An 18,043-nucleotide genomic window follows, 5' to 3' on the forward strand; every position below is an offset into this window, starting at 1 on the left:
GTTCGCGAGAGCGCTCGTTTGGAACCTATCGTCAGCAATGATCCGGAGAGCAACAGCGCCGCTTGGCAGCATCCGCAAGAACGATGGCAGCGCGACAGCCGACCAGTGCAAACCGGCAAGTCCGCCGGCGAGCAGTAGGCCCCGCAGTAGGAAGGGCACATAGCGCAGTCTACTCAACATACCCGTAACGGGCATAATATTTCTGATAGTAGTAGCGGCCGTGATAGGACTCATAACGGGCGAGCGCCTTGGTATCGGCCTTATTGAGGACGACGCCAAGCAATTTGTCCTGGATCTCCGGCGAGCCGCGCAGATTGTGCCTGACGACGTCGATCTTGGTACTGCCCCACTCCACCACGAACACGTAGGAATCGATGAAGGAAGAGGTGACGCGCACGTCCACCACCGGCGCCATCGGCGGCATATCCAACACCACGTAATCAAATTTCGCGCGGAGCTCGGTGACCAGCGCGTGCATGGCCTTCGAAGCCATGATCTCGTTGGTGTGCAGCAGCTTCGAGGTGGTGCCTGCCGGCAGGATCGAGAGCTTGGTCTCGGGATCAATCACTAGCGCGTCCTCGAGCCGAATCTTCTGCGCGACGACATCGACGAGGCCGAATTTCGCATCAGGCACCAGTGCGCGCGACAGGGAGGGGTTGCGCAGATCGGAATCAACTAGGATAACGCGCGCCCCACCGTGCGCCATCAGTTGAGCGAGGTTGGTCGAGAGCGTGCTCTTACCCTCGTTTGGCAGGGTCGAGGTAGTCGCTAGAACGCGGTTTTCGCGCACGATCGCGTTGAGGTCGACCGCTACCTTCACCGAACGCACGGCTTCCGAGAAACGCGATAACGGGTTGTCGACAACGTAGCGCAATAGATCGGGCTCCGGGTTGCCCTTCCTCGGGAGCTTGCTAGCAAGCATCCTGTCACCGATCCTCGTGGCTGAGGCCGCAGCGCCGAGCGCTGGCAGGATTGCAATACAATTCGCGCCAAGGACGTCCTCGACCTGTCCGGTGGTACGGAATACCTTGTCAGTGAGTTCGCGAGCGATCGCAACGCCGAACGCCAGCAATAAGCCCCCCAGCAAGCTCGCGGACAGGATGATCAGAGACTTCGGATAGCTTTTCTTCAGCGGCGTAGTCGCCGCGCTGATCACCCGCGCCTCCGTGATCGGGAATGACTGCTGCTGCACGCTTTCCATGTAGCGCTGCAGAAAGTTGTCATACATCGCCTGGTAGCTCTGCGCGTTGCTCTCGAGCTCGCGGAGCTGGACCTGCGCCTGGTTTGTCAGCTGCGATTCCGAGACGACATTGGCGAGGCTCGACTTGATGCTCTCCTCGCGCGTCACCGCGATGTCGTAGTCGCTCTTGTAAGATTCCTGGATGCGCTTCAACTCGTCCTGGATGTTCTTTTTGATCTCCGCCATTTGCCGGCGGAGGTTGACGGCGGCCAAGTGATCCGAGCCGTACTTCATCGACCAGATCGATTCCTTCGAGGCCATATCGACATATTGGCCGCGCAATTTGACGATCGTATCGTTCTTCAGCGCGTCGGCGACGTTGGCGTCCGGGACTTCCTGCTTCTGGATGTCGTTCATGCGATCGAGCCGCGCCTTGGCTTCGGCGGTGGCCGCATGGGCCATGACAAGCTGGCTGTTCACCTCGGCGAGCTGCTGCTCGTTCATGAGACGGCCGCCGGTATCGACGATGTTGTTGGCGGTCTTGAAATCCACCACCGCCTTCTGCGCGGCGGAGGCCTGGGTGCGCAGCTCCTTGATGCGGTCCTGCAGCCACACGCTGGCGCGGCGGGTGGCCTGGTATTTTGCCTCAAGCGTGTCGACAATGTACGCGTCCGCGATTGCATTGGCGATCTTCGCGGCCTTCGCCGGATCCTTCGAAGTGAAGCCGATTTCCATCACATAGGTGAGCCCGAGCCGCTTAATGGTGCGATTCTTCTCGAAGCGCTCCAGTGCCTTGCGGGTCTGCTCGAACTCGGATGGCGCGTGACCCTCCGAGAACAGTCCGGAAACGGCGCCGATGACCGTGCCGAGTAGGCCGCCACCGGCACCGGTGAATTCGGGGTCGTCGATCAGGTGCAGGTCGCGGATCACCGCGAGGCTGATGTTCTCCGATTTCAGGATCTCGACCTGGGTCTCCACCGTCGCGGAATCCACGGCGATATCGCCGAGCACCGACTGCTGCTGGAACAGCTGCACCTTGCGGGTGTCGATCACCATCGAGGCGGTGGAGGTAAACTGCGGCGCGGCGGTGAAGAGATACAGCAGCGCCAGGATCACGCAGGCCGAGACGATCGCGACCATGGTCGGGAACTGGCGGCGAGCGATCTCGACATAGGAGGTGAGCGTCTGGGCCGGTGAGTCATCCGCGTCGGCGTAATCGCGGTTGATCTCCGACGACGGCTTATTCACCTGCAGCATTGTGCAATTCCTGAAATCGTCCAGCGAAAGGTTCTGGAGGATGGTATTGGGATGAGAAAGTCACGCGAGCAAAAGCACTCGAAAGAACCGGCAGTTGAGGGCGAATATAACACGCGGCGAAACGCGACTGAACTCAATTGATGCAGCGCAACGGCGTGCGCACATTATAATTTGTGTGGAAGCTTAACGGTCGAAACGCAAAACGGCGCCGCAAAGCGCCGTTCCGCCGTTAGTCGGTCCAGCTGGACCGCTCCTTCAAGCCCGTCTGCGCTTAGCGGCGCGGGCTGGTGCTGTTGGTCGTGCCACTGACGCCGGCGTTCGCGTGCGGCGTGATGGTCGTCGCATAGTGCAGGCCGCCGAAGGTGCCGAGGCTGCCGCCCTGTCCGCCGTTGGCGAAGCCGCCGCCGACCGGGCCGCCCGCGCCGGATGAACCGCCGCCCGCGCCGCCGCCGGTCGCGGCGATCGCGACGTCGCCGGTCGCGGCCTGGTAGGCGGCGATCACGTCGGGGTTGCCGATGCCGGCGATCGCGGTCTGGATCTCATTGGCGAAAGCCGCATCGCTCTGCGCCGCCATGCGGGCGACCTGGGCGAGGCCGCCGACGATCGCGCGCATCTGGTCCTTGGTGGTCGCGGGATCCTTCAGAAGCGCGATCAGGCCCGGGAGCGTGGTCGGATCGGAGGCGCCGAGGTCGCGCACGCGCGAGATCAGCTGCGGGCCGCCGGTCGGATATTGCTGCAAGAGGCTGTTGGGCGAGGCCTTGAACTCGGAAACGATCTGGGCCGGCAGCTGGCGCTGCGGCGGATAAACGGCGGCGCTTGCGGCTGAGGTGATCGTCGCGGCGAGGGCCGCGGCGGCAGCCATGCGAAGCGCAATCCTGATAACGCTCATAAATAGACCTCCAAAAAATCAGCTGCCCCGCTTTGCTTCCTCGGCCCCGGGCAAATGGCTGTGCAGCGCGGAACCTATCCGAAGAGAAATGAGCTGTCCACTTATTCTAAAGACTTCGTAAACAGCGCAACTGCTTCAAATCTAGACACTTTTATGAAGCTGAGGCATTCGCCGCGCCGTTGTGTCAGCGGTTGAGGTGCGGCCCTCGCCTCGCCCGCCGGTAGCGACGGCATCGCTTGCGGAGCGGCCCTCCCGGGTCGAGAAGGATTGCGCCAGGCCCGCGCCGAAAAGCGCAAAGAATGGAATGCTGTAGCCGGGCACCTGGAGCGTGAAGTCGAGGCACGAATGCAGCAGCGACAGCGTCGCGGTGGCCGCGGCAGTCAGCGGGATGATGGCGTCGCGCCGTCGTCCGAACACGCCCTTGGCCAGAACGAGCAGCATGATCGCCCAGGCGAGCGCAACCAAGAGCGCCATCGGAATGCCCACCTCGGAGGCAAGCTCCAGCGGCGTCGAATGCGCGGCATCCCAGATGCCGCGAATCGAGATGTTGGGACTGCGATAGGGCGGGAAGGCCCATTGGAAGGTGCCCATGCCGGTGCCGAACAGGGGATTGTCGGCGATGATTCGAAGCGTCGATTTCCAGGCCTCGACGCGGCCCTCGTCGACCAGGCCCTGGCTGTCGAACCGGCTCGAGACGCGGCCGCCCAGCAGCTGCAAGAGGCCGAGCGCGACGGCAAGGCCGGAGACGAGCGAGATCCAGATGCCGGTGCGTCGCGGCAGGTCTTTGCGGAGGAACAGCGTGAACGCGACGATCATCGCGAGCAGCGACAGGCCGACGCCGGCGCGCGAGCCCGTCATGAACATCGCCATCAGGCAGATCAGCAGGCAGCCAAGCTGCGGCAGGATCTCCTTTGGCGGGATCGTGCGCAGATCGAGCGACAGACGCCGCCATTCGATATGCCGCTCCGGCAGGCGGCGGCGGACATCTTCCAGGATCAGCAGCATCCAGATCACCGCGCAGGAGCCGAAATAGGCCGCCGCCGTGTTGCGGTTGATGAAGGTGCCGGTGACGCTGCCGAGATAGGCCGTCTTGTCCCGCCACAGGATCATGGTCGGCTCGATCAGGAACGAGAGCACACCGTAGAGCGCGTAAGCCGCGCCCGAGATCGCGATCACCCACAGCAAGCGGCGCGCGCGCTCGCGATCGGCACCGACGGTGATGCCGGGGACGATGGCGAGGACGTTGGCGAGCGGCGCGCCGAGCGCGAAGAACGCCTCGTTCTTCACGATCGAAGCGGACGGGGCGATCGGCACGCCGAGCAGATCCGACGCCTGCTTCCAGATCGGCTGGAACGGCGCGAGGAAGGGATGATCGGACAGCTGCTCATGCAGCACGAACGCGTAAGCGGCGACGATGACCGCGATGCCGGCGAGCAGCCCTAGATGCGGCCGGCGCAGTTCGCGCGTCGGCGCGAAGATCACCGCGAATCCCAAGCACAGGCACCAGAACGCGATCGACAGATCGTTGGTCGAGCCGAACGGAAACGGCGCGCCGGCGACCACGAAGAACAGGATCAACGTGGCGGGCAGGCTCCACGACCAGCGCATCCTGGACCAGCTTATGTTGGGAGGCCAAAGGCGCATCGTCGTTCTGGAGCGAGCTTTGCTTTCGCTTCTAGAGGAAGCAATCAATCGGATAGATCTTCAGATCAACGTTGAGGCGGCTGTTCCGGGTCTGCGCCCGGAAGGCGTAGAATAGCCCAAGACTGTCACTCCCCGGCTCGAGTTTTATGCCAGGGGTTAATTCATCCGGTGGGACCAGAAGGCCGATGTGCCGGTTGATGGCGGAAATCTCAATCCGCCCCTCCCCCTCACCGAACCGCCCCTCGAGCCGGGTGACGGTGACCTTCGGCAGCCCGCGGCGCTGATGGCAGACATCCTCCTCCCACAGCTTGGTCTGTTGGACCAGCGGTTTGCCCGAGCCATCGGGGACGACGATCTCCGGGAAAGACGGGCGCAGCATTCCAAAGAACCGGCTCTCCTTGGAGTTCGCCGACAGCCGGACCGTGAACGAGAGCTCGCCTTTTTCTCCGCGAAGGCGCGACAAGATCGGCGCATCGGGTTCGGCGGAGACTATCACGTCGATGCGATGGCGAACACCGAGCTCCCCTGCAGCAGCAAGGGCCTGCCCGAACGGTGCAAGTCCGACGGCAGCAGGGACGAGAGCCAGAAGACGCCAGAATGCTCGAAAGCGCATGAAGCCCCTTGCAACACTGCGGGATGACCGATGACCGGCGCGACGTGCTCAGTGGCGCCTTGATCCAAATCCCGAACTCCTAGCCGCAGCAGAACCGCTTCGATTGCTAAACGAAAATGGCACCGGGACAAAGCCCCGGTGCCATCGGTTTTGGTCGATCAAGTCGGCGTCTTACGGCGCCGTCTTGATGTTGTTGCGGAAGATCAGGATATCGTTGGAGAGGTTCACGGCATCGCTGCCGGTCGCCATGATCACGCGCAGGTAGTTCAGGAACTTGGCAACTTCGACGTTGCGCGAGTTCGAAACGTAGATGATATCCTGGTTCTTCATCATGACCTTGGTGGCGAGGAAGAAGCCACCCGGATCGCGGAAATTGACCGCGAAGATGACCGGGATCGTCTCCGACGTGTACTTGCTCACGTCGATGCCGAGCTGAGCGGCAACCTCGCGCGGCTCGCGACGGTAGAGATACACGGCAGCCGGATCGGCCTGGCCATCCAAGAGACCTCCGGCCTTGCCGACGGCTTCGCCGAGGTTGATGCGCCATGCATCGAAATTGAACTCGCCGCTCTGGCCGCTGGCGCCGAACGCCAGGAACTTCTGCTGCTCGCGATAGACATAGATGCTGTCGTCGGGGCGAACATAGATGTTGTTCTCAGGCGTCATCACGAGATTTTCAAACGGCACGGTAGCCCGCCGTCCGGCACGCTCCAGCATGACCCAGGTCTCGAAGCCCTGACCCTTGATACCGCCGGCGCGGGTGATCGCATCGAGCACGCGATCCTTCGCACCCGCCGCGCTCGCCGGATAACGCGCCGGCGTATTGACCTCGCCGAGCACGCTGATGAGCTGGGTCCGCTGCGAGGACATCGCAACTACAACCTGCGGCTCGATGGCGCGGTTGGATATCTTTTCAACGATGGCTCGCTGAATCTGAACCGCTGTGAGCCCCGCCGCCTTGACCTGACCGGCATAGGGCACGGTGATAAAGCCGTCATTGTCGACCGATTGATCCGGGATCGTCACGAAATTACCCGGACGGACGCCGGCTTCCGCCGGGATGAACAGACCACCGGCGGCAGCTTCGAAGATGGTAACGCTGACGACGTCGCCGATGCCGAACACGATGCTGGCCGGCGGCCGCTTGTCCGTGAAGGCCCCCGCGAGCCCCTTGGGCTCATGGGTGTGCAGAATCTTCACCGTAGCCGGATTGATCGGCACCAGCTCATAGGCCGGCGCATTTTCGGTCTGGATCTTATTGTTGACGTCATCCGTCAGCGGGCCCGAACCTGGATTGGTTGAACACGCCCCGAGCGCTAGAGCGGCCGCCAGAAATGCCGGCTTGAATACATAAGTTTTGGCAAAGGAATGCATGAATCGCGCCCCAAGAGACCCCAATTACCGTCGATTGGTACGGCGGCGCGGGCGGTGCGACAAGGGTTCCCTAGTGGTTAACGGTGCGATCAGTCGGCTACTGTTGCGTGCGAGCCACTCTTTGGGGCTTAGTTTAACCCTTTGTGACTATTTGTTGTATTTCGTGTGCCCGGTCGGCGCGCAAACCGCCCAAGTCAAGGCGCGGTGTGGCGAGCGCGACGCGTCTTGACCTTGCCGCCGTCTGCTAAGGCTGGGCCTGTTAAGAGTAGGACCCCCGTGTCTGGCCTCCTTCTGATCCCGCTGCTGGCAGGTTCCCTCCTTGGCGCCGCTGATCGCCCATTGCACGGTACAATACCTTGCGCTGACAGCGCCCGATCCACCTGCCACGGCCCGGCTGTTGTTGAGGTCGCCGCCGCCTCCTCCGTCTGGAAATTCAGCCGAACCCAAGGGACGAAGGACGGCGAGAGCTTCGCCGCCATCATGAAGACGGCGGACACCAGCCAATCCGATCCGGACTTCGCCGGCCTGATCGTCCGTTGCGCGCCGAAAGGCAAGATCGACGTGCTGGTGGCCTTGATCCGGCCTTTCCCGCCGCGGAGCCATCCTATAAGGTCACGATCGCCGCGGCCGGCGGCGGCACCTTGACCTTTGATGCCAGCATGGCGGCCGCGGGGGCCGCCGTGCTCTTGCCCGATGAGGTCTCGGCCTTTGCCGCCGGAAAGTGGCAGACGACCCCCTCACTGTCCGTTGCCGTCAAGGAAAGCGACAGCGAGATCAAAGGTACGGTGGCCCTAAACGGACTGCGGGAGGCCTATCATTCGCTGCTGGCAAATTGCAGCCAATAGGCCAAATTTAGCCATACAACTTAAGGGTCTTTTTAGCGGGGGAACCTAGGGTCCGGAGCACGGAGAGTGTTTCGGATGACCGCGTTTTTGATTTTCAGCTTTCTCGTAGGTGCCGTGCTGGGCCAACGCTTTCGCGTCCTGGTGCTCCTGCCGTTGACCTTCGTCATGGTGCTCGCCGCCATTCCGGTCGGCTTGATGGTCGATCTCACCGTGGTTGAGAGCCTGAAAGACGTGGTGTTGGCCGCCATCGCCCTCCAGGGCGGCTACCTCTTTGGTTCAGGAGCGCGCTTTGGCCTTGCTGCCGCGCGTACCACCCGCGTATTCGCCCGCCCGGTCAAAACCGTCCGCTGATGGCGTCGGACTGACGCTGCGATGAATCTTTCGCGAGCGCGCGAAAGGTGAAGACCGAGCTGTTGTCCTGACAGAGCTCTGTTTAAAAACCCACCGACCGCTTGTATGGTGACCTGACCGTTTCAGGATTCCCTTCGAGCGCGCCGTTTGTCCCTCGCTTATTTTGCCCTCATCGTTTCAATCGTCTCAGCTTCTGCTCTCGAAATTGCCGGCGCCAGGGTCGGTGCGCAGCTCGGGACGATGGCCGCAGCGCTGAGCTTGCTGGCGGCCGCTTCGGCCGCGCGGAAGGCCGACTACGACCATTATGTGCGCGCGGCCGCCTGGGGCCGGTGGATCCTGCTCGCCATTCCGCTGTGCATCGCGGCCCAACTCGTCCCTCTTCCGCTGAGCTGGGCGCATCCGATCTGGGCCAGCGCTCACGACGTCCTCGGTGGCCTGTCGCTCGGGCCGATCACGGCCGATACCGGCTTGACGGTGAACGCGCTGCTGCTGGCACTCGCGGCGATCTCGTTGCTCGGCGTCACCATCCTGGTGGTCCGCAACCGCGGCCGTGCCGAGCTGGTTCTCTTCGTGCTCAGCGGAGTGACCGCGGTCTCCGCCTTGACCTTGGACTTGCATGGGCTGTCGCCGGCCGTTGCGGCAGCCGCGCCCTCTGACTTCACCACGACTTTGGCCGGCTTCGGCCTCATGCTCAATTTAGCGGGCATGCAGCTCGCTGCTGAACGAGCCGAAACGCATCACTCGGTCCTTCGCTCGATCGCGATCGGCCTTTGCGGCCTTGTCGGAGCCTCGGCCAGCGCAGCCGCGATCTTTGGGTTTTCCGGAACGAACAGCGCGATCGCAGCGGTCTTTGGCGTTGTGCTGATCCTGCTGATCCTCGTCATCCGCAGGCTCGACCTCTCGCCGTTGGCCGCGGGCGCATTGTCGGCGGCAGCTCTGATCGGCGCGACCATCATCCTGACCTTCCTCTTCGAGAAGAGCTCTGGGCCGATCCTCATGCGGCTCGTCCCGGATGCGGGAGGCGAGACGAAGGCCGCCCTCGAGCGGATGTTGGCCGACACACGCTGGTTCGGCGCGGGGGCAGGAAGCTTTTCGGCCGTCGCGAATATCTATCAGAGCGAGGCTGGCACGACTTTGGCTGCGCCCTCGGCGGCCATCGCCGTCTTTGCGGATACGGGATGGATCGGTTTGACCGCCATGATGGCAGTAAGCCTGATCGCTCTGGTGCGCCTGTTCTTCGGCGCGCTCCAGCGCGGACGCGACTCGTTCTTCCCAGCGGCGACCGCGGCCTGCGTTCTCTTTGCACTCGTCCAGAGCTTCGCCGGTCCGGGACTGCTGCGCCCGGCAGCAATCCTGTGTCTTTCGGTGATCGTGGGACTGGGGCTGTCGCAGAGCGTCAGCCAATCCTCATCACGATAGAACGCCGATCATCAGACGGCGCGATCGCCGAGTGACGCCCAGTAGTTCGGGTTCTTGGGTGACTGAATGCGGACCCAGCGATAAGGCTTCTTCGACCACGGCAGGATGTGGCCGGAGAGATTGTCAAGCACGAGATCGCCGGAGAAGGTGCGCACCACGACCACGAGATGGTGCTCGCCCCAGGTCGTCACGACCTCGCTGAGCAGCACCGAACGCGCCGGAAAACCCTTGGCGATCAAATCGTGGCGTTTTGTCACAGCGTAGTCGTTGCAGTCGCCACTCGCCGGATGCAGCAGCCATTTCTCGCCGCGCAGCCCCTCCAGGTTGGCCTCGGGACGGATCGCGGTGTTGATCCTTTGGTTGACCTCTTGCATCTGCGCCAGCCGTTCGGCCGTAAGCTTCAGACGACCGCCCCTGAACACGATCTGCTGCGGCCGCGGCCTGCACTCGTCCTTGTACTTCAGGCAAAAGATGGTGAACGCCATCGGTGCCAGAGTCGGCTGATCGAACTTGATGTACTGGATGGCACCGCGCAACCCCAAGGGCGCGCCGACGAAGGCGGCTTCCGCTCTCTGCTGCAACCCCGCAGCAACGACGATTGCGGCCACGGCCGCCAGGAACTTTACAACTTTGCGCATGTCGCGCTCCCCTTCTTGTAGGAAAGGACGCTACGCGAGACCTCTTGAAATACGGCTCAAAGGCCACGCGATCCTTTAATCAAAATGCGGGCGCGTTGGTTGCAAACAATTAAGAATATCGATGTGTGACTGGTTCTGCTAAGAGCGGTCACGACGCTCGTGACGCTGGATGCGATTCGACCGACCTGATGGGCCTTTCCTCACGCTTTCGAAAGAAGACCAAGCCTCGGCTTCCCGACGGCGTTCGCGTCTATGCGATCGGCGACGTGCATGGCCGCGCCGATTTGCTTCAATCGCTGTTAACCGTGATCGACGCCGATCTTGCCCGCTCGGCCCCCCAACGAGCCATTCAGGTCTTTCTCGGCGACTATGTCGACCGCGGCCCGGATTCGCGCGCCGTTCTTGATCTCTTGATCGCGCGCTCGAAATCACACGAGACGGTCTGCCTCAAGGGCAACCACGAAGTCTTCCTGCTCGAAGTCCTCAAGGACCCCGCCCGCTTGCAGGAGTGGCGCCACTATGGCGGCCTCCTGACGCTGGTCTCCTATGGCATCAGGCCGACCATGAATCCGTCCGCGGAGCAGCAGGTCGAGCTGATCGAGGAATTGAAGCGCGCGCTCCCGCCCGAGCATCTCGCCTTCCTCCAGCAACTGCCTTCCTCCTTCACCTGCGGCGATTTCTTTTTCGTTCACGCCGGCGTCAAGCCAGGCATCGCGCTCGATCGCCAAAAGGATGAGGATCTGCTCTGGATCCGCGAGGAATTCCTGGCCTCCGAGGAGCGCTTCGGCAAATATATCGTTCACGGTCACACGCCGGTCAGCGCGCCCGATATTCGACCAAACCGCATCAATATCGACACCGGCGCCTACGCGACCGGAAACTTGACGCTGTTGACGATCCAAGGCGATAGTCTGCTCGCAATTTAAGAGTTGAATGTCGGACCCGTCGTCGGCTCGCGCTCATAGGCCTCGTCAATTCCACCATGAATCGCATGATCCTGCTTCGCGTCATCGGCATCTTGACCGCAATCGTGCTGGCGCTTCACGCCGGCATGGCGTTCTACGGCGATCTCATACGGCCGAACTTTCGTGCGAGCGACTTGTTCTCGGGCGAGATTCCGCCCGACAAGGCCAAGCTGGCGGCTGCCGGTGGCCTTGCATCCTTTTCATGGGATGGCGAGCTGCTTGCGAATTACGCGGCAGCGATGGCCGCTGACTTCCTTCACCACCCTGCCATCGACGCGGGCGGCAGGGCCAGCGAGAACAAGGCAGCTCAAAGTGCCGTCGTGGCCGCCTTGAAACTATCACCGATCAGGCCCGCGCTATGGCTCACGCTCGGCACGCTACAAGCTCAGGCCGGCGAGGCGGTAACGCCTGCGGTGAAGATGTCTTACTTGACCGGATCGGTGCCGATCGACGTTGCCTTCTCTCGCGTTCAGACTGTGACGTCGAGCGCGGCCGCGACCGATGAAGAGATCAAGCTCCTGGCGCAGTCCGACATCCGGTCGGCGCTGGCCAATCGCTCTCGTTACGAGCCCCTGCTGATCGCGGCTTATGTGCAGGCGACGCCGCAAGGCAAGTCGCTGCTGCTCGAGACCACGAAAGTGACCGACCCCAAATTCAACGAGATCATGCGGCGATACTGAACCCGTGCGAGCTTCGTTGCCATCGCTCCTGGGGCTGCCGCGAATTCCTCAGCGCACCGATTTCGGGTTGACCGGCACAAAGTCGTGATCGCGGCGCGGTTGCTCGGATCGCCCCTGGTAGACGAACATGCCTTTCTTGGTCGCGACGATGTCGCCTCGTTGCAAGCTGTCGTCGTTGAGGAGACGTTCGCTCGCGACAAGGTCCGGATCTTCCGGAATCGGCTTGTAGAGCTCTGGATGCTCCCGCCGCTCGCGCGAAACCTCCTTGGCGCGGCGCCGCGCGTCCTCGATCCGCTGCCGCCATTCGTCGCGCGTGATCTCCGGCTCGCTTGGCGGAAGATAGTCGTTGATCGAGGGCTCCGGTTCGGTCTGAGCGAGACACAAGGACGGACAGGCAAGACTAAGGCCGAGCACACCGGCAACGATGATGACCGCCTGAGGCAGCTTCCCAAACCGCTTTTCACAGTGGCCACGTCGACCCGTTCGCACGCTGATGACTCCAGGCAGAGCGACAAGGACCGCCATTGACCAATATCCTCATCTCCAGCTTTTCAGTCTATACCTTTGCCGATTGCAAGAAAGCCAATTCGCGGGGCAACCTTTCCACTTAGCTCGCGGGGATTTCAGCACCTGGGGGCCTTCGGCGCCGTCCTATCAAAAAATTGAAAAACAACCCCATGCACAGTAGCCGGCACCAGTCGGATCAATGGGTTACGCCTTTTCCGAAATTCGGTCGTCGGGCAAAACAGGGGCAGGATGGCATGATCCGGAAAGGGGCCGACGGATGATTGATGTATCTGAGATCCGCGTCATTTGATCGGCTTGAGCGCAAACGCTCTGTTCTAAGACCTCGTTAGGTCATTGCTGTTAACTTCGGCACACGCTGGTGGAGTGGCCGAGAATGCGTGCGAGACCGTTATTGCTGTTAAGTATTGCCGTCGCGGCTTCCTTCATGTCTGGCCTGACGGCGCACGCCAGTCCCGTGTGCATCAAGGAGCGGACGCCGTTTGCCTTTTCGGAAGATTCAGTGAGATGGACCATGTCGATCGCGCCTGGGGCAGATTGCATCCAGGGACTGCGTTGGTCGTATATGCAGATTTTCAACGTGTCGGTCGTGAGCGGGCCATCATGGGGACAATTGGCGGTGGTCGGGTCCGGCTTCCGCTATTCGGCAGGAAACGAAACGCCCGGCGCCGACAAGTTCACGCTGGTGATCTCGGGCAAGAGCCGTCATCATCGCGGGACATCGATCCTGGAGGTCGAGGTAAACCCGCAATAGCTGTCTCACGACGCCACCGAAAGGTTGCAGGCAGGGCTAACGACGGCTCGACCCGCTGCCCCGGGTTCTGTTCCCGTGATAGGGGTGAGCGTGTCCGCCCCTCGTCACGGGAGGCTCGATTCGACTCGGAATATTTGGCGTCGCTGTGGAGGGCGAGGGCTGCGACGGGTTGACGATGATCACGTTGCGATTGGGCGTCGACGGATCGTTGACGCCCTGGGCCCAGGCGCCGGCAGGCACGACAAGCGCGAGTGTGATCAAGACTAAGCGTTTCATGCGAGATCTCCCGAGCAAGAACGTCAGGGAGGCGAACACCGTTCCTTCACGGCTGCTTCACGGTTCCTTGCGTGACCTCACCGAGGCACGGCAATCAGCTTGCCATCCCGCCAGACGCCTTGGACCGCCCTTCCGGCAGGAAGGCTCCCCGTCACATTTCGGACGGCGGTCGGCCGCGACGCGGCCTGGATGGTCTGCGCCTTTTTCGTGGGCGTTGTGATGATGCTGGAGCTGGTGGTGTTGGCCTGATCCTTGACCCCTTGCGCCGAAGCGGGCTGAACCAGGAACGCCAAAAATGTGATTGCTGTCAAAATGCCGCGCATCGTCAAACACCGGAAAGAGGAGCTGGGCGAAATGTCACAGGTTTTTGCCCAAAAGCAAGCTCTTCGAGACATGTGCGCGCAGGACCCAGGGATCCGGGGATGAAAAAGCCTAGCGAAACAGCTGTATCCGGGGTAGTTGATCGGCCTTGATGACCGAGCCCGGCGACACTGCAGCCAACGCGGACGAGATCAAGGCTGGACTTGTCCGCCTGTTATCAGGGCGGATCCGCGAAATCTCCGACGACCCCGGGCAGATGCGGGACGTCGTTTACGAATTGGCCCGCATCAGGCTGCTGGAACAATTCAACCACGCCGATGCGCGGGAGGCGCGCGCGCTCCAGCAAGTGCTCGAACGCGCCATCCGGGAGGTCGAACGGTCCTTTGAGCGAAGCGAGCCGTCCTCACCGGCAAGGGCAGCCGCCACTGTCGTGGCGAATTCTGCGCCGGACAACGCCCCTGCTCCGCCGCCCATTCCGACGCCGCCGGCCATGGCTTCGCCAGCCCCTTCGAAGGCCGCGGAAACGCCACGCGGACCCGCGGCACCGTCAAGATCGCTGGACCAACTCAAACGGAGCGGCGTCTTCAAATCTCTCGTTCGATTGACCGCCATCCTCCTGGTCATTGCGGGCGTCGGGGCCGCGGCTGCCTATTGGTCGCGATTGAGGACACAACCGACCACATTGTCGCAGGTGGCGCTGCCGCTCGAGCGCGCACCCAAAGGCCCGGAATCTCAGCCGGCTGTCACTCCGACTCCCTCGGTGGGCGAAACCGTTGAACGGACCCCGAATAAGGAGCCGACGCAAGCTGCACAGCCGTCGATGCCTTTGCCGACGACGTTCGGCGTCTACGCCTTGAGCGAGGGCCAGCTCCATGAGCTCAAGCCGGTGCCCGGAAAGATTCCGGACCGGCGCGTCGCGATCTCGGCAGCCATCAACACGCCGAGCGCAACCACATTGATGGGCGGCGACGTCAGATTCATCGTGTTCAGGCCCGACGGGGGTGTCGATGCGAGCGGGACCGAAGTTCGGGTGGTCGCGAAGGTCTCCCGGGCGATGGGCGTCGATGCCACCGGGAAAGCCGCCATGGTCAGCGCCGGCGATTCCTGGGTCATCCGCAGCATGTCGTACCCCTACAAGGTAGGTCCGGTCGAAGACCAGTCGAGAATGCTGTTGCTCCAATCGGAGCAAGACGGCTTTACGCTCGCCCCCGGCCGCTACGTCGTGGTGGTCAAGGGCATGGGCTACGACTTCACGGTCGCCGGAACGGTCACTGATCCCAATCAATGCGTCGAACGCATCAATGCGGCGAACGGCGCGTTCTACTCGCCCTGTCCGCCGCCCCGACGCTAAAGCGCGATGAGATCAGGATGTATCGTCATCGCGCTTTAGGTTGTTGTTTGAGCATGATCTTTTCGGAAAACCGCGGCGCACTTTTCCGGATCATGCTTTAACGCATGATCGGTTCTGATTGAATCAGAACCGAAGCTCTAGACTAGATTCTAGTTTTGACGCGTTTTCTTCACGCGAACCGGTATCCACTTCGCTCGAAAACGCTCCGGCCGTAGCCACCCTGTTCTTATTTCGCCGGCTTGTTGTCCTTTGGTGCGTCCGCCGGCATGTCGTCGACCTTGCCATTGTTGGCAACGCATTTTTGGAAGTATTCGCGCTTATCCTTGGCCGTTCCCTTGGTGCTCCCGGCCGCGGGGTTGCCGATCTGTCTGGGCGGAAAGGCCTTGGCCATCGCCGCATCGCATGCGCGGGCCACTTCCGCCGTGATGGCCGAAGCCGTCGCCGGCGCGGCCAGCGTCAAAGCGCATGCCAATCCAACCAACGTCCTCAAATTCTTGACTGGCACCTCTTTCGCTCCTTCAATCCGTGAATGGCCGCCGAACCATATCAAAAAGGCTCGAAGCGCCCAACGGCAAAGCAGCGCCGAATTGTCACGCGGTCTGCCTGCCTGCCGCAGGGCTATCGGAAATGACTCTTGGCGGCGGCCTGCGCGCACACGCCTCGTCCTTCGAGACGGCGCTTACGCGCCTCCTCAGGATGACGCTAATCGGCGTCAGCACCCGTTGAAACTGCTGCCGCGCATTCCGTCCTCATCCTGAGGAGCCCGCCTAGAGCGGGCGTCTCGAAGGATGGCCGCAGAGCGCGCAGCAAGATCCGCGATACTAGCTGTCGAGCTGCGGCGGCTTGAAATCCGGAAAGCGCGTGAGCATTGCGGTCTTGACGAACTTCAAGTGCGCGATGGTGCTTGCCAATTCCTTGAGCCGTCGCTGGCCATTCGAGATGTCGGCCGCAAAGAGATCCTGATGATAATTGTCGAGCGGCTCCCGCTCGAGATACTCATCGGTGCCGTTTCCGAAGGTGACGGATGCACGTGCGAGAGCATCGTCAACACGCCGGTTGAGGCCGGCCTGCTCCCTCTCCGCCTCCTGCAATGCTGTTTCGATCGCCGCCAGCACGGCACCGATCCGCGCGCGGTCGGTCTCTGCGTCACGCTCGACGGAGCGGGCTTTAAAACCTTTGTCCTCACGGCGGGAGCCGAGAAGATTGTGTGCGCGCGCTCTCAGGAACAGCTGAAACATTTGGGCCATCCCACATTCGAGATTTAGGCGGCTACCATCGGTCAGACATAGTTAACAAAGCTTAAATCCTGCGCCCGCTCCGCCTGGCTTTGTGCGATCCACGCCCGCCAAGCCCCTTCGTGCTTGGAATAGAGCTCAAGCCAGCGAACTTCGTCCGCCGCAACGGTTCCGTCGTTCACGCAAATCTCGGACGCGAATTGCGCTGTCTCGTTCGATGAAAGATCCAGCGCTTCGAACTCCGCCGTCTCTTCCAGCGAAAGGCCGATCAGGACGCGACGCCCCTGGGCGTCAACGAAATACCTGCGGGGTGCGTTGTGCCTTTGATCAATCATTCGAATGGCCCTCATTCATGATCCAAGGCCCCGGAAGATCTTTCAACCGCCGATCAAAGGTACAAACAAAAGCGATCAAAATGAGGACGCAGGTCGCGCCCAGCAGCGCAATCAAATACGCCATCTACCCCACCCATGCGGGCCCCGAGAAAATCGAGGCGGCTAAACTCTCGCAATGAACCGATACGTTTTAGGTTGCCTTTCCGAAGCTCTCAAGGACCGCACCACGTTAACCTAACCGCACATGGTTATCCGACCTTGCCGCGAGGCAAGATCAACTTCCGACCAAAACATCGCGCCCATGGTTCTGCCATTACGATGGATGCTCGCTTTGTCTCACTCCCATCGATGCCGGCGTGTAGGGCGCATAGAGACGATATCGTTCTGATCGCTTGCGCGAGCGCCACGCTCGCACACCATAGCCACAGCCAAAGCCAGCTGCAAAAATCGAAATCAAAACCAGAATCGCAAGCATTTGGAATGTTCCCAATTTTCGGAACGCTCCTCCCGGTACATTTCAACGTGATGTTGCGACGACTGCAAGGTCATCGGCGCTGAAACTTTTGTCAGACGATCATGAAGTTTGTGCAACATGGTGCTTGAAGTTTGGTCGCGCGAAAACCGAGGGGCAGGAGAGGATGACGAAATCTCTCATTGTCCGAGAGCGATATCCAGCCGACGATGTTAACCCCTGTTCACCTCGGCAAGCAGCCGCAAGCTGCAAGCGCGCTGGTGCTCGAGCATGTCTGTAGTTTGCGTGATGAAGCTACCTCCGACACATTTTTCGCACGTGGCTGCTGGCGATTGCAGACAATTCCGACGAAACCTCCGTGGTTATACGGAGCGTCATACACCAACTTCATCGCGGTAAGGTTGAGCGGTTAGCTTAATCCGCAGTGTTTGTTGCGAAGTCTCGCGTTTCGCTTATCCATCTTCGCACCGGGCTCCCCCAAGTCCGGCCCCACCCAAGCAAAGCCGTCGAGCGAACATGGGTCGCTTGGCGGCTTTGTCCCTTGTGTCGACGAGAGGATCATTTCGGTTATGGCGCGCAAGCCCTGGTCGTTCAAGGAAGACCGCCGGCTCATGGAGCTGGCCAAGTCTTCGGCTTCGCTGGAAGAGGCGGCGAAAGTTCTCGGGCGCTCGCCTGATGCGATCAAGCGCATGGCGTTGCGGCTTGGTCTTTCGTTGAAGCCGAAAGCGAGCAAGAAAGGCTAGCCTCGGAAACAGAGAGTCGAGGATCATCGCGGTAACGCTCCTCTTCGACCCAGCCGCAGCTTTTCGCCTTGGCAGGACGGAACCAAAGCAACCATTGGGTGTTTGATTCCAGACTTCACGGCGAGGTCTGGCAGTGCTCCACTTTGCCATTTCCGCGATATTGGTTTGGCTGGCGA

The 18,043-nt window shown here is 61.4% G+C and carries 20 protein-coding genes; 8 read left to right on the top strand and 12 right to left on the bottom strand.

Annotated elements, in window-relative coordinates:
- Nucleotides 1-169: 169 nt before the first annotated feature.
- The 5 genes from XH85_RS36370 to XH85_RS36390 all read right to left on the bottom strand — a co-directional run bounded on the left by XH85_RS36370 (nucleotide 170) and on the right by XH85_RS36390 (nucleotide 6,957).
- Complete coding sequence (locus XH85_RS36370; protein ID WP_128935758.1) at nucleotides 170-2,437, bottom strand: AAA family ATPase; 2,268 nt, start codon at nucleotides 2,435-2,437, stop codon at nucleotides 170-172.
- Between the two features lie 271 nt (nucleotides 2,438-2,708).
- Nucleotides 2,709-3,326, bottom strand: a complete 618-nt coding sequence (locus tag XH85_RS36375) for a hypothetical protein (RefSeq protein ID WP_128935759.1) — start codon at nucleotides 3,324-3,326, stop codon at nucleotides 2,709-2,711.
- Nucleotides 3,327-3,467: 141 nt separating this feature from the next.
- Nucleotides 3,468-4,934 (bottom strand): O-antigen ligase family protein, encoded by a 1,467-nt coding sequence (locus tag XH85_RS36380; protein WP_245473841.1) that lies wholly within the window; start codon nucleotides 4,932-4,934, stop codon nucleotides 3,468-3,470.
- Between the two features lie 67 nt (nucleotides 4,935-5,001).
- A complete protein-coding gene (locus XH85_RS36385; protein ID WP_128935761.1) occupies nucleotides 5,002-5,583 on the bottom strand; it encodes a hypothetical protein in 582 nt (193 codons plus the stop codon).
- 171 nt (nucleotides 5,584-5,754) lie between these two features.
- Nucleotides 5,755-6,957: a polysaccharide biosynthesis/export family protein gene (locus XH85_RS36390; protein WP_128935762.1), complete on the bottom strand. Its 1,203-nt coding sequence runs from the start codon at nucleotides 6,955-6,957 to the stop codon at nucleotides 5,755-5,757.
- A 536-nt stretch (nucleotides 6,958-7,493) separates the two neighbouring features.
- Here XH85_RS36390 and XH85_RS47060 point away from each other — a divergent pair.
- The 3 genes from XH85_RS47060 to XH85_RS36405 all read left to right on the top strand — a co-directional run bounded on the left by XH85_RS47060 (nucleotide 7,494) and on the right by XH85_RS36405 (nucleotide 9,572).
- Complete coding sequence (locus XH85_RS47060) at nucleotides 7,494-7,802, top strand: hypothetical protein (protein ID WP_245473842.1); 309 nt, start codon at nucleotides 7,494-7,496, stop codon at nucleotides 7,800-7,802.
- A 75-nt stretch (nucleotides 7,803-7,877) separates the two neighbouring features.
- On the top strand, nucleotides 7,878-8,153 hold the full coding sequence (locus XH85_RS36400) for a hypothetical protein (protein WP_128935763.1): 276 nt from the start codon (nucleotides 7,878-7,880) through the stop codon (nucleotides 8,151-8,153).
- A gap of 240 nt (nucleotides 8,154-8,393) precedes the next feature.
- On the top strand, nucleotides 8,394-9,572 hold the full coding sequence (locus tag XH85_RS36405) for a hypothetical protein (RefSeq protein ID WP_245473843.1): 1,179 nt from the start codon (nucleotides 8,394-8,396) through the stop codon (nucleotides 9,570-9,572).
- Between the two features lie 11 nt (nucleotides 9,573-9,583).
- On the opposite strand, the gene XH85_RS36410 is transcribed toward XH85_RS36405, so the two are convergent.
- Nucleotides 9,584-10,210: a transglutaminase-like cysteine peptidase gene (locus XH85_RS36410; RefSeq protein ID WP_128935765.1), complete on the bottom strand. Its 627-nt coding sequence runs from the start codon at nucleotides 10,208-10,210 to the stop codon at nucleotides 9,584-9,586.
- A gap of 188 nt (nucleotides 10,211-10,398) precedes the next feature.
- Between XH85_RS36410 and XH85_RS36415 the strand changes: the two genes are divergently transcribed.
- Together XH85_RS36415 and XH85_RS36420 are read left to right on the top strand one after the other, a co-directional pair.
- Nucleotides 10,399-11,136 carry a metallophosphoesterase family protein gene (locus tag XH85_RS36415; RefSeq protein WP_128935766.1) on the top strand — a complete coding sequence of 246 codons (738 nt, stop codon included), beginning with the start codon at nucleotides 10,399-10,401 and terminating at the stop codon, nucleotides 11,134-11,136.
- Nucleotides 11,137-11,192: 56 nt separating this feature from the next.
- Nucleotides 11,193-11,855, top strand: coding sequence for a hypothetical protein (locus tag XH85_RS36420; protein ID WP_128935767.1), 663 nt, complete (start codon nucleotides 11,193-11,195; stop codon nucleotides 11,853-11,855).
- Nucleotides 11,856-11,903: 48 nt separating this feature from the next.
- Here the strand turns inward: XH85_RS36420 and XH85_RS36425 are convergent, their stop codons facing one another.
- Nucleotides 11,904-12,380, bottom strand: coding sequence for a hypothetical protein (locus tag XH85_RS36425; protein WP_245473844.1), 477 nt, complete (start codon nucleotides 12,378-12,380; stop codon nucleotides 11,904-11,906).
- A gap of 514 nt (nucleotides 12,381-12,894) precedes the next feature.
- Here XH85_RS36425 and XH85_RS47065 point away from each other — a divergent pair.
- On the top strand, nucleotides 12,895-13,134 hold the full coding sequence (locus XH85_RS47065; RefSeq protein WP_245473845.1) for a hypothetical protein: 240 nt from the start codon (nucleotides 12,895-12,897) through the stop codon (nucleotides 13,132-13,134).
- 353 nt (nucleotides 13,135-13,487) lie between these two features.
- Here XH85_RS47065 and XH85_RS36435 read toward each other — a convergent pair whose 3' ends face one another.
- Nucleotides 13,488-13,733, bottom strand: coding sequence for a hypothetical protein (locus XH85_RS36435; RefSeq protein WP_128935769.1), 246 nt, complete (start codon nucleotides 13,731-13,733; stop codon nucleotides 13,488-13,490).
- 149 nt (nucleotides 13,734-13,882) lie between these two features.
- On the opposite strand from XH85_RS36435, the gene XH85_RS36440 reads away from it, so the two are divergent.
- Nucleotides 13,883-15,082, top strand: coding sequence for a hypothetical protein (locus XH85_RS36440; protein ID WP_128935770.1), 1,200 nt, complete (start codon nucleotides 13,883-13,885; stop codon nucleotides 15,080-15,082).
- A gap of 226 nt (nucleotides 15,083-15,308) precedes the next feature.
- Here XH85_RS36440 and XH85_RS36445 read toward each other — a convergent pair whose 3' ends face one another.
- The 4 genes from XH85_RS36445 to XH85_RS47510 form a co-directional block, all read right to left on the bottom strand.
- Nucleotides 15,309-15,542: a hypothetical protein gene (locus XH85_RS36445; protein WP_245471156.1), complete on the bottom strand. Its 234-nt coding sequence runs from the start codon at nucleotides 15,540-15,542 to the stop codon at nucleotides 15,309-15,311.
- A 361-nt stretch (nucleotides 15,543-15,903) separates the two neighbouring features.
- Nucleotides 15,904-16,320: a hypothetical protein gene (locus XH85_RS36450; protein WP_128935771.1), complete on the bottom strand. Its 417-nt coding sequence runs from the start codon at nucleotides 16,318-16,320 to the stop codon at nucleotides 15,904-15,906.
- A 41-nt stretch (nucleotides 16,321-16,361) separates the two neighbouring features.
- Nucleotides 16,362-16,652: a hypothetical protein gene (locus XH85_RS36455; protein ID WP_128935772.1), complete on the bottom strand. Its 291-nt coding sequence runs from the start codon at nucleotides 16,650-16,652 to the stop codon at nucleotides 16,362-16,364.
- On the bottom strand, nucleotides 16,645-16,776 hold the full coding sequence (locus XH85_RS47510) for a hypothetical protein (RefSeq protein WP_276484999.1): 132 nt from the start codon (nucleotides 16,774-16,776) through the stop codon (nucleotides 16,645-16,647). Before XH85_RS47510 ends, XH85_RS36455 begins: the two co-directional genes overlap by 8 nt.
- Before the next feature lie 917 nt (nucleotides 16,777-17,693).
- On the opposite strand from XH85_RS47510, the gene XH85_RS45550 reads away from it, so the two are divergent.
- A complete protein-coding gene (locus XH85_RS45550) occupies nucleotides 17,694-17,867 on the top strand; it encodes a hypothetical protein (RefSeq protein ID WP_164940882.1) in 174 nt (57 codons plus the stop codon).
- Nucleotides 17,868-18,043 lie beyond the last annotated feature (176 nt).

Origin of the sequence: Bradyrhizobium zhanjiangense (assembly GCF_004114935.1) — a bacterium.
Lineage (GTDB): Bacteria > Pseudomonadota > Alphaproteobacteria > Rhizobiales > Xanthobacteraceae > Bradyrhizobium > Bradyrhizobium zhanjiangense.

Bases quoted from the DNA above. Each gene is read 5' to 3' on its own strand.
- XH85_RS36370 (WP_128935758.1), bottom strand. From the start codon at position 2,437: ATGCTGCAGGTGAATAAGCCGTCGTCGGAGATCAACCGCGATTACGCC.
- XH85_RS36390 (WP_128935762.1), bottom strand. From the start codon at position 6,957: ATGCATTCCTTTGCCAAAACTTATGTATTCAAGCCGGCATTTCTGGCG.
- XH85_RS36385 (WP_128935761.1), bottom strand. From the start codon at position 5,583: ATGCGCTTTCGAGCATTCTGGCGTCTTCTGGCTCTCGTCCCTGCTGCC.
- XH85_RS47510 (WP_276484999.1), bottom strand. From the start codon at position 16,776: ATGGCGTATTTGATTGCGCTGCTGGGCGCGACCTGCGTCCTCATTTTG.
- XH85_RS36425 (WP_245473844.1), bottom strand. From the start codon at position 12,380: ATGGCGGTCCTTGTCGCTCTGCCTGGAGTCATCAGCGTGCGAACGGGT.
- XH85_RS36380 (WP_245473841.1), bottom strand. From the start codon at position 4,934: ATGCGCTGGTCGTGGAGCCTGCCCGCCACGTTGATCCTGTTCTTCGTG.
- XH85_RS36420 (WP_128935767.1), top strand. From the start codon at position 11,193: ATGAATCGCATGATCCTGCTTCGCGTCATCGGCATCTTGACCGCAATC.
- XH85_RS36435 (WP_128935769.1), bottom strand. From the start codon at position 13,733: ATGCGCGGCATTTTGACAGCAATCACATTTTTGGCGTTCCTGGTTCAG.
- XH85_RS36450 (WP_128935771.1), bottom strand. From the start codon at position 16,320: ATGTTTCAGCTGTTCCTGAGAGCGCGCGCACACAATCTTCTCGGCTCC.
- XH85_RS36375 (WP_128935759.1), bottom strand. From the start codon at position 3,326: ATGAGCGTTATCAGGATTGCGCTTCGCATGGCTGCCGCCGCGGCCCTC.
- XH85_RS36405 (WP_245473843.1), top strand. From the start codon at position 8,394: ATGGCCGCAGCGCTGAGCTTGCTGGCGGCCGCTTCGGCCGCGCGGAAG.
- XH85_RS47065 (WP_245473845.1), top strand. From the start codon at position 12,895: ATGTCGATCGCGCCTGGGGCAGATTGCATCCAGGGACTGCGTTGGTCG.
- XH85_RS45550 (WP_164940882.1), top strand. From the start codon at position 17,694: ATGGCGCGCAAGCCCTGGTCGTTCAAGGAAGACCGCCGGCTCATGGAG.
- XH85_RS36415 (WP_128935766.1), top strand. From the start codon at position 10,399: ATGGGCCTTTCCTCACGCTTTCGAAAGAAGACCAAGCCTCGGCTTCCC.
- XH85_RS36400 (WP_128935763.1), top strand. From the start codon at position 7,878: ATGACCGCGTTTTTGATTTTCAGCTTTCTCGTAGGTGCCGTGCTGGGC.
- XH85_RS36455 (WP_128935772.1), bottom strand. From the start codon at position 16,652: ATGATTGATCAAAGGCACAACGCACCCCGCAGGTATTTCGTTGACGCC.
- XH85_RS36440 (WP_128935770.1), top strand. From the start codon at position 13,883: ATGACCGAGCCCGGCGACACTGCAGCCAACGCGGACGAGATCAAGGCT.
- XH85_RS36410 (WP_128935765.1), bottom strand. From the start codon at position 10,210: ATGCGCAAAGTTGTAAAGTTCCTGGCGGCCGTGGCCGCAATCGTCGTT.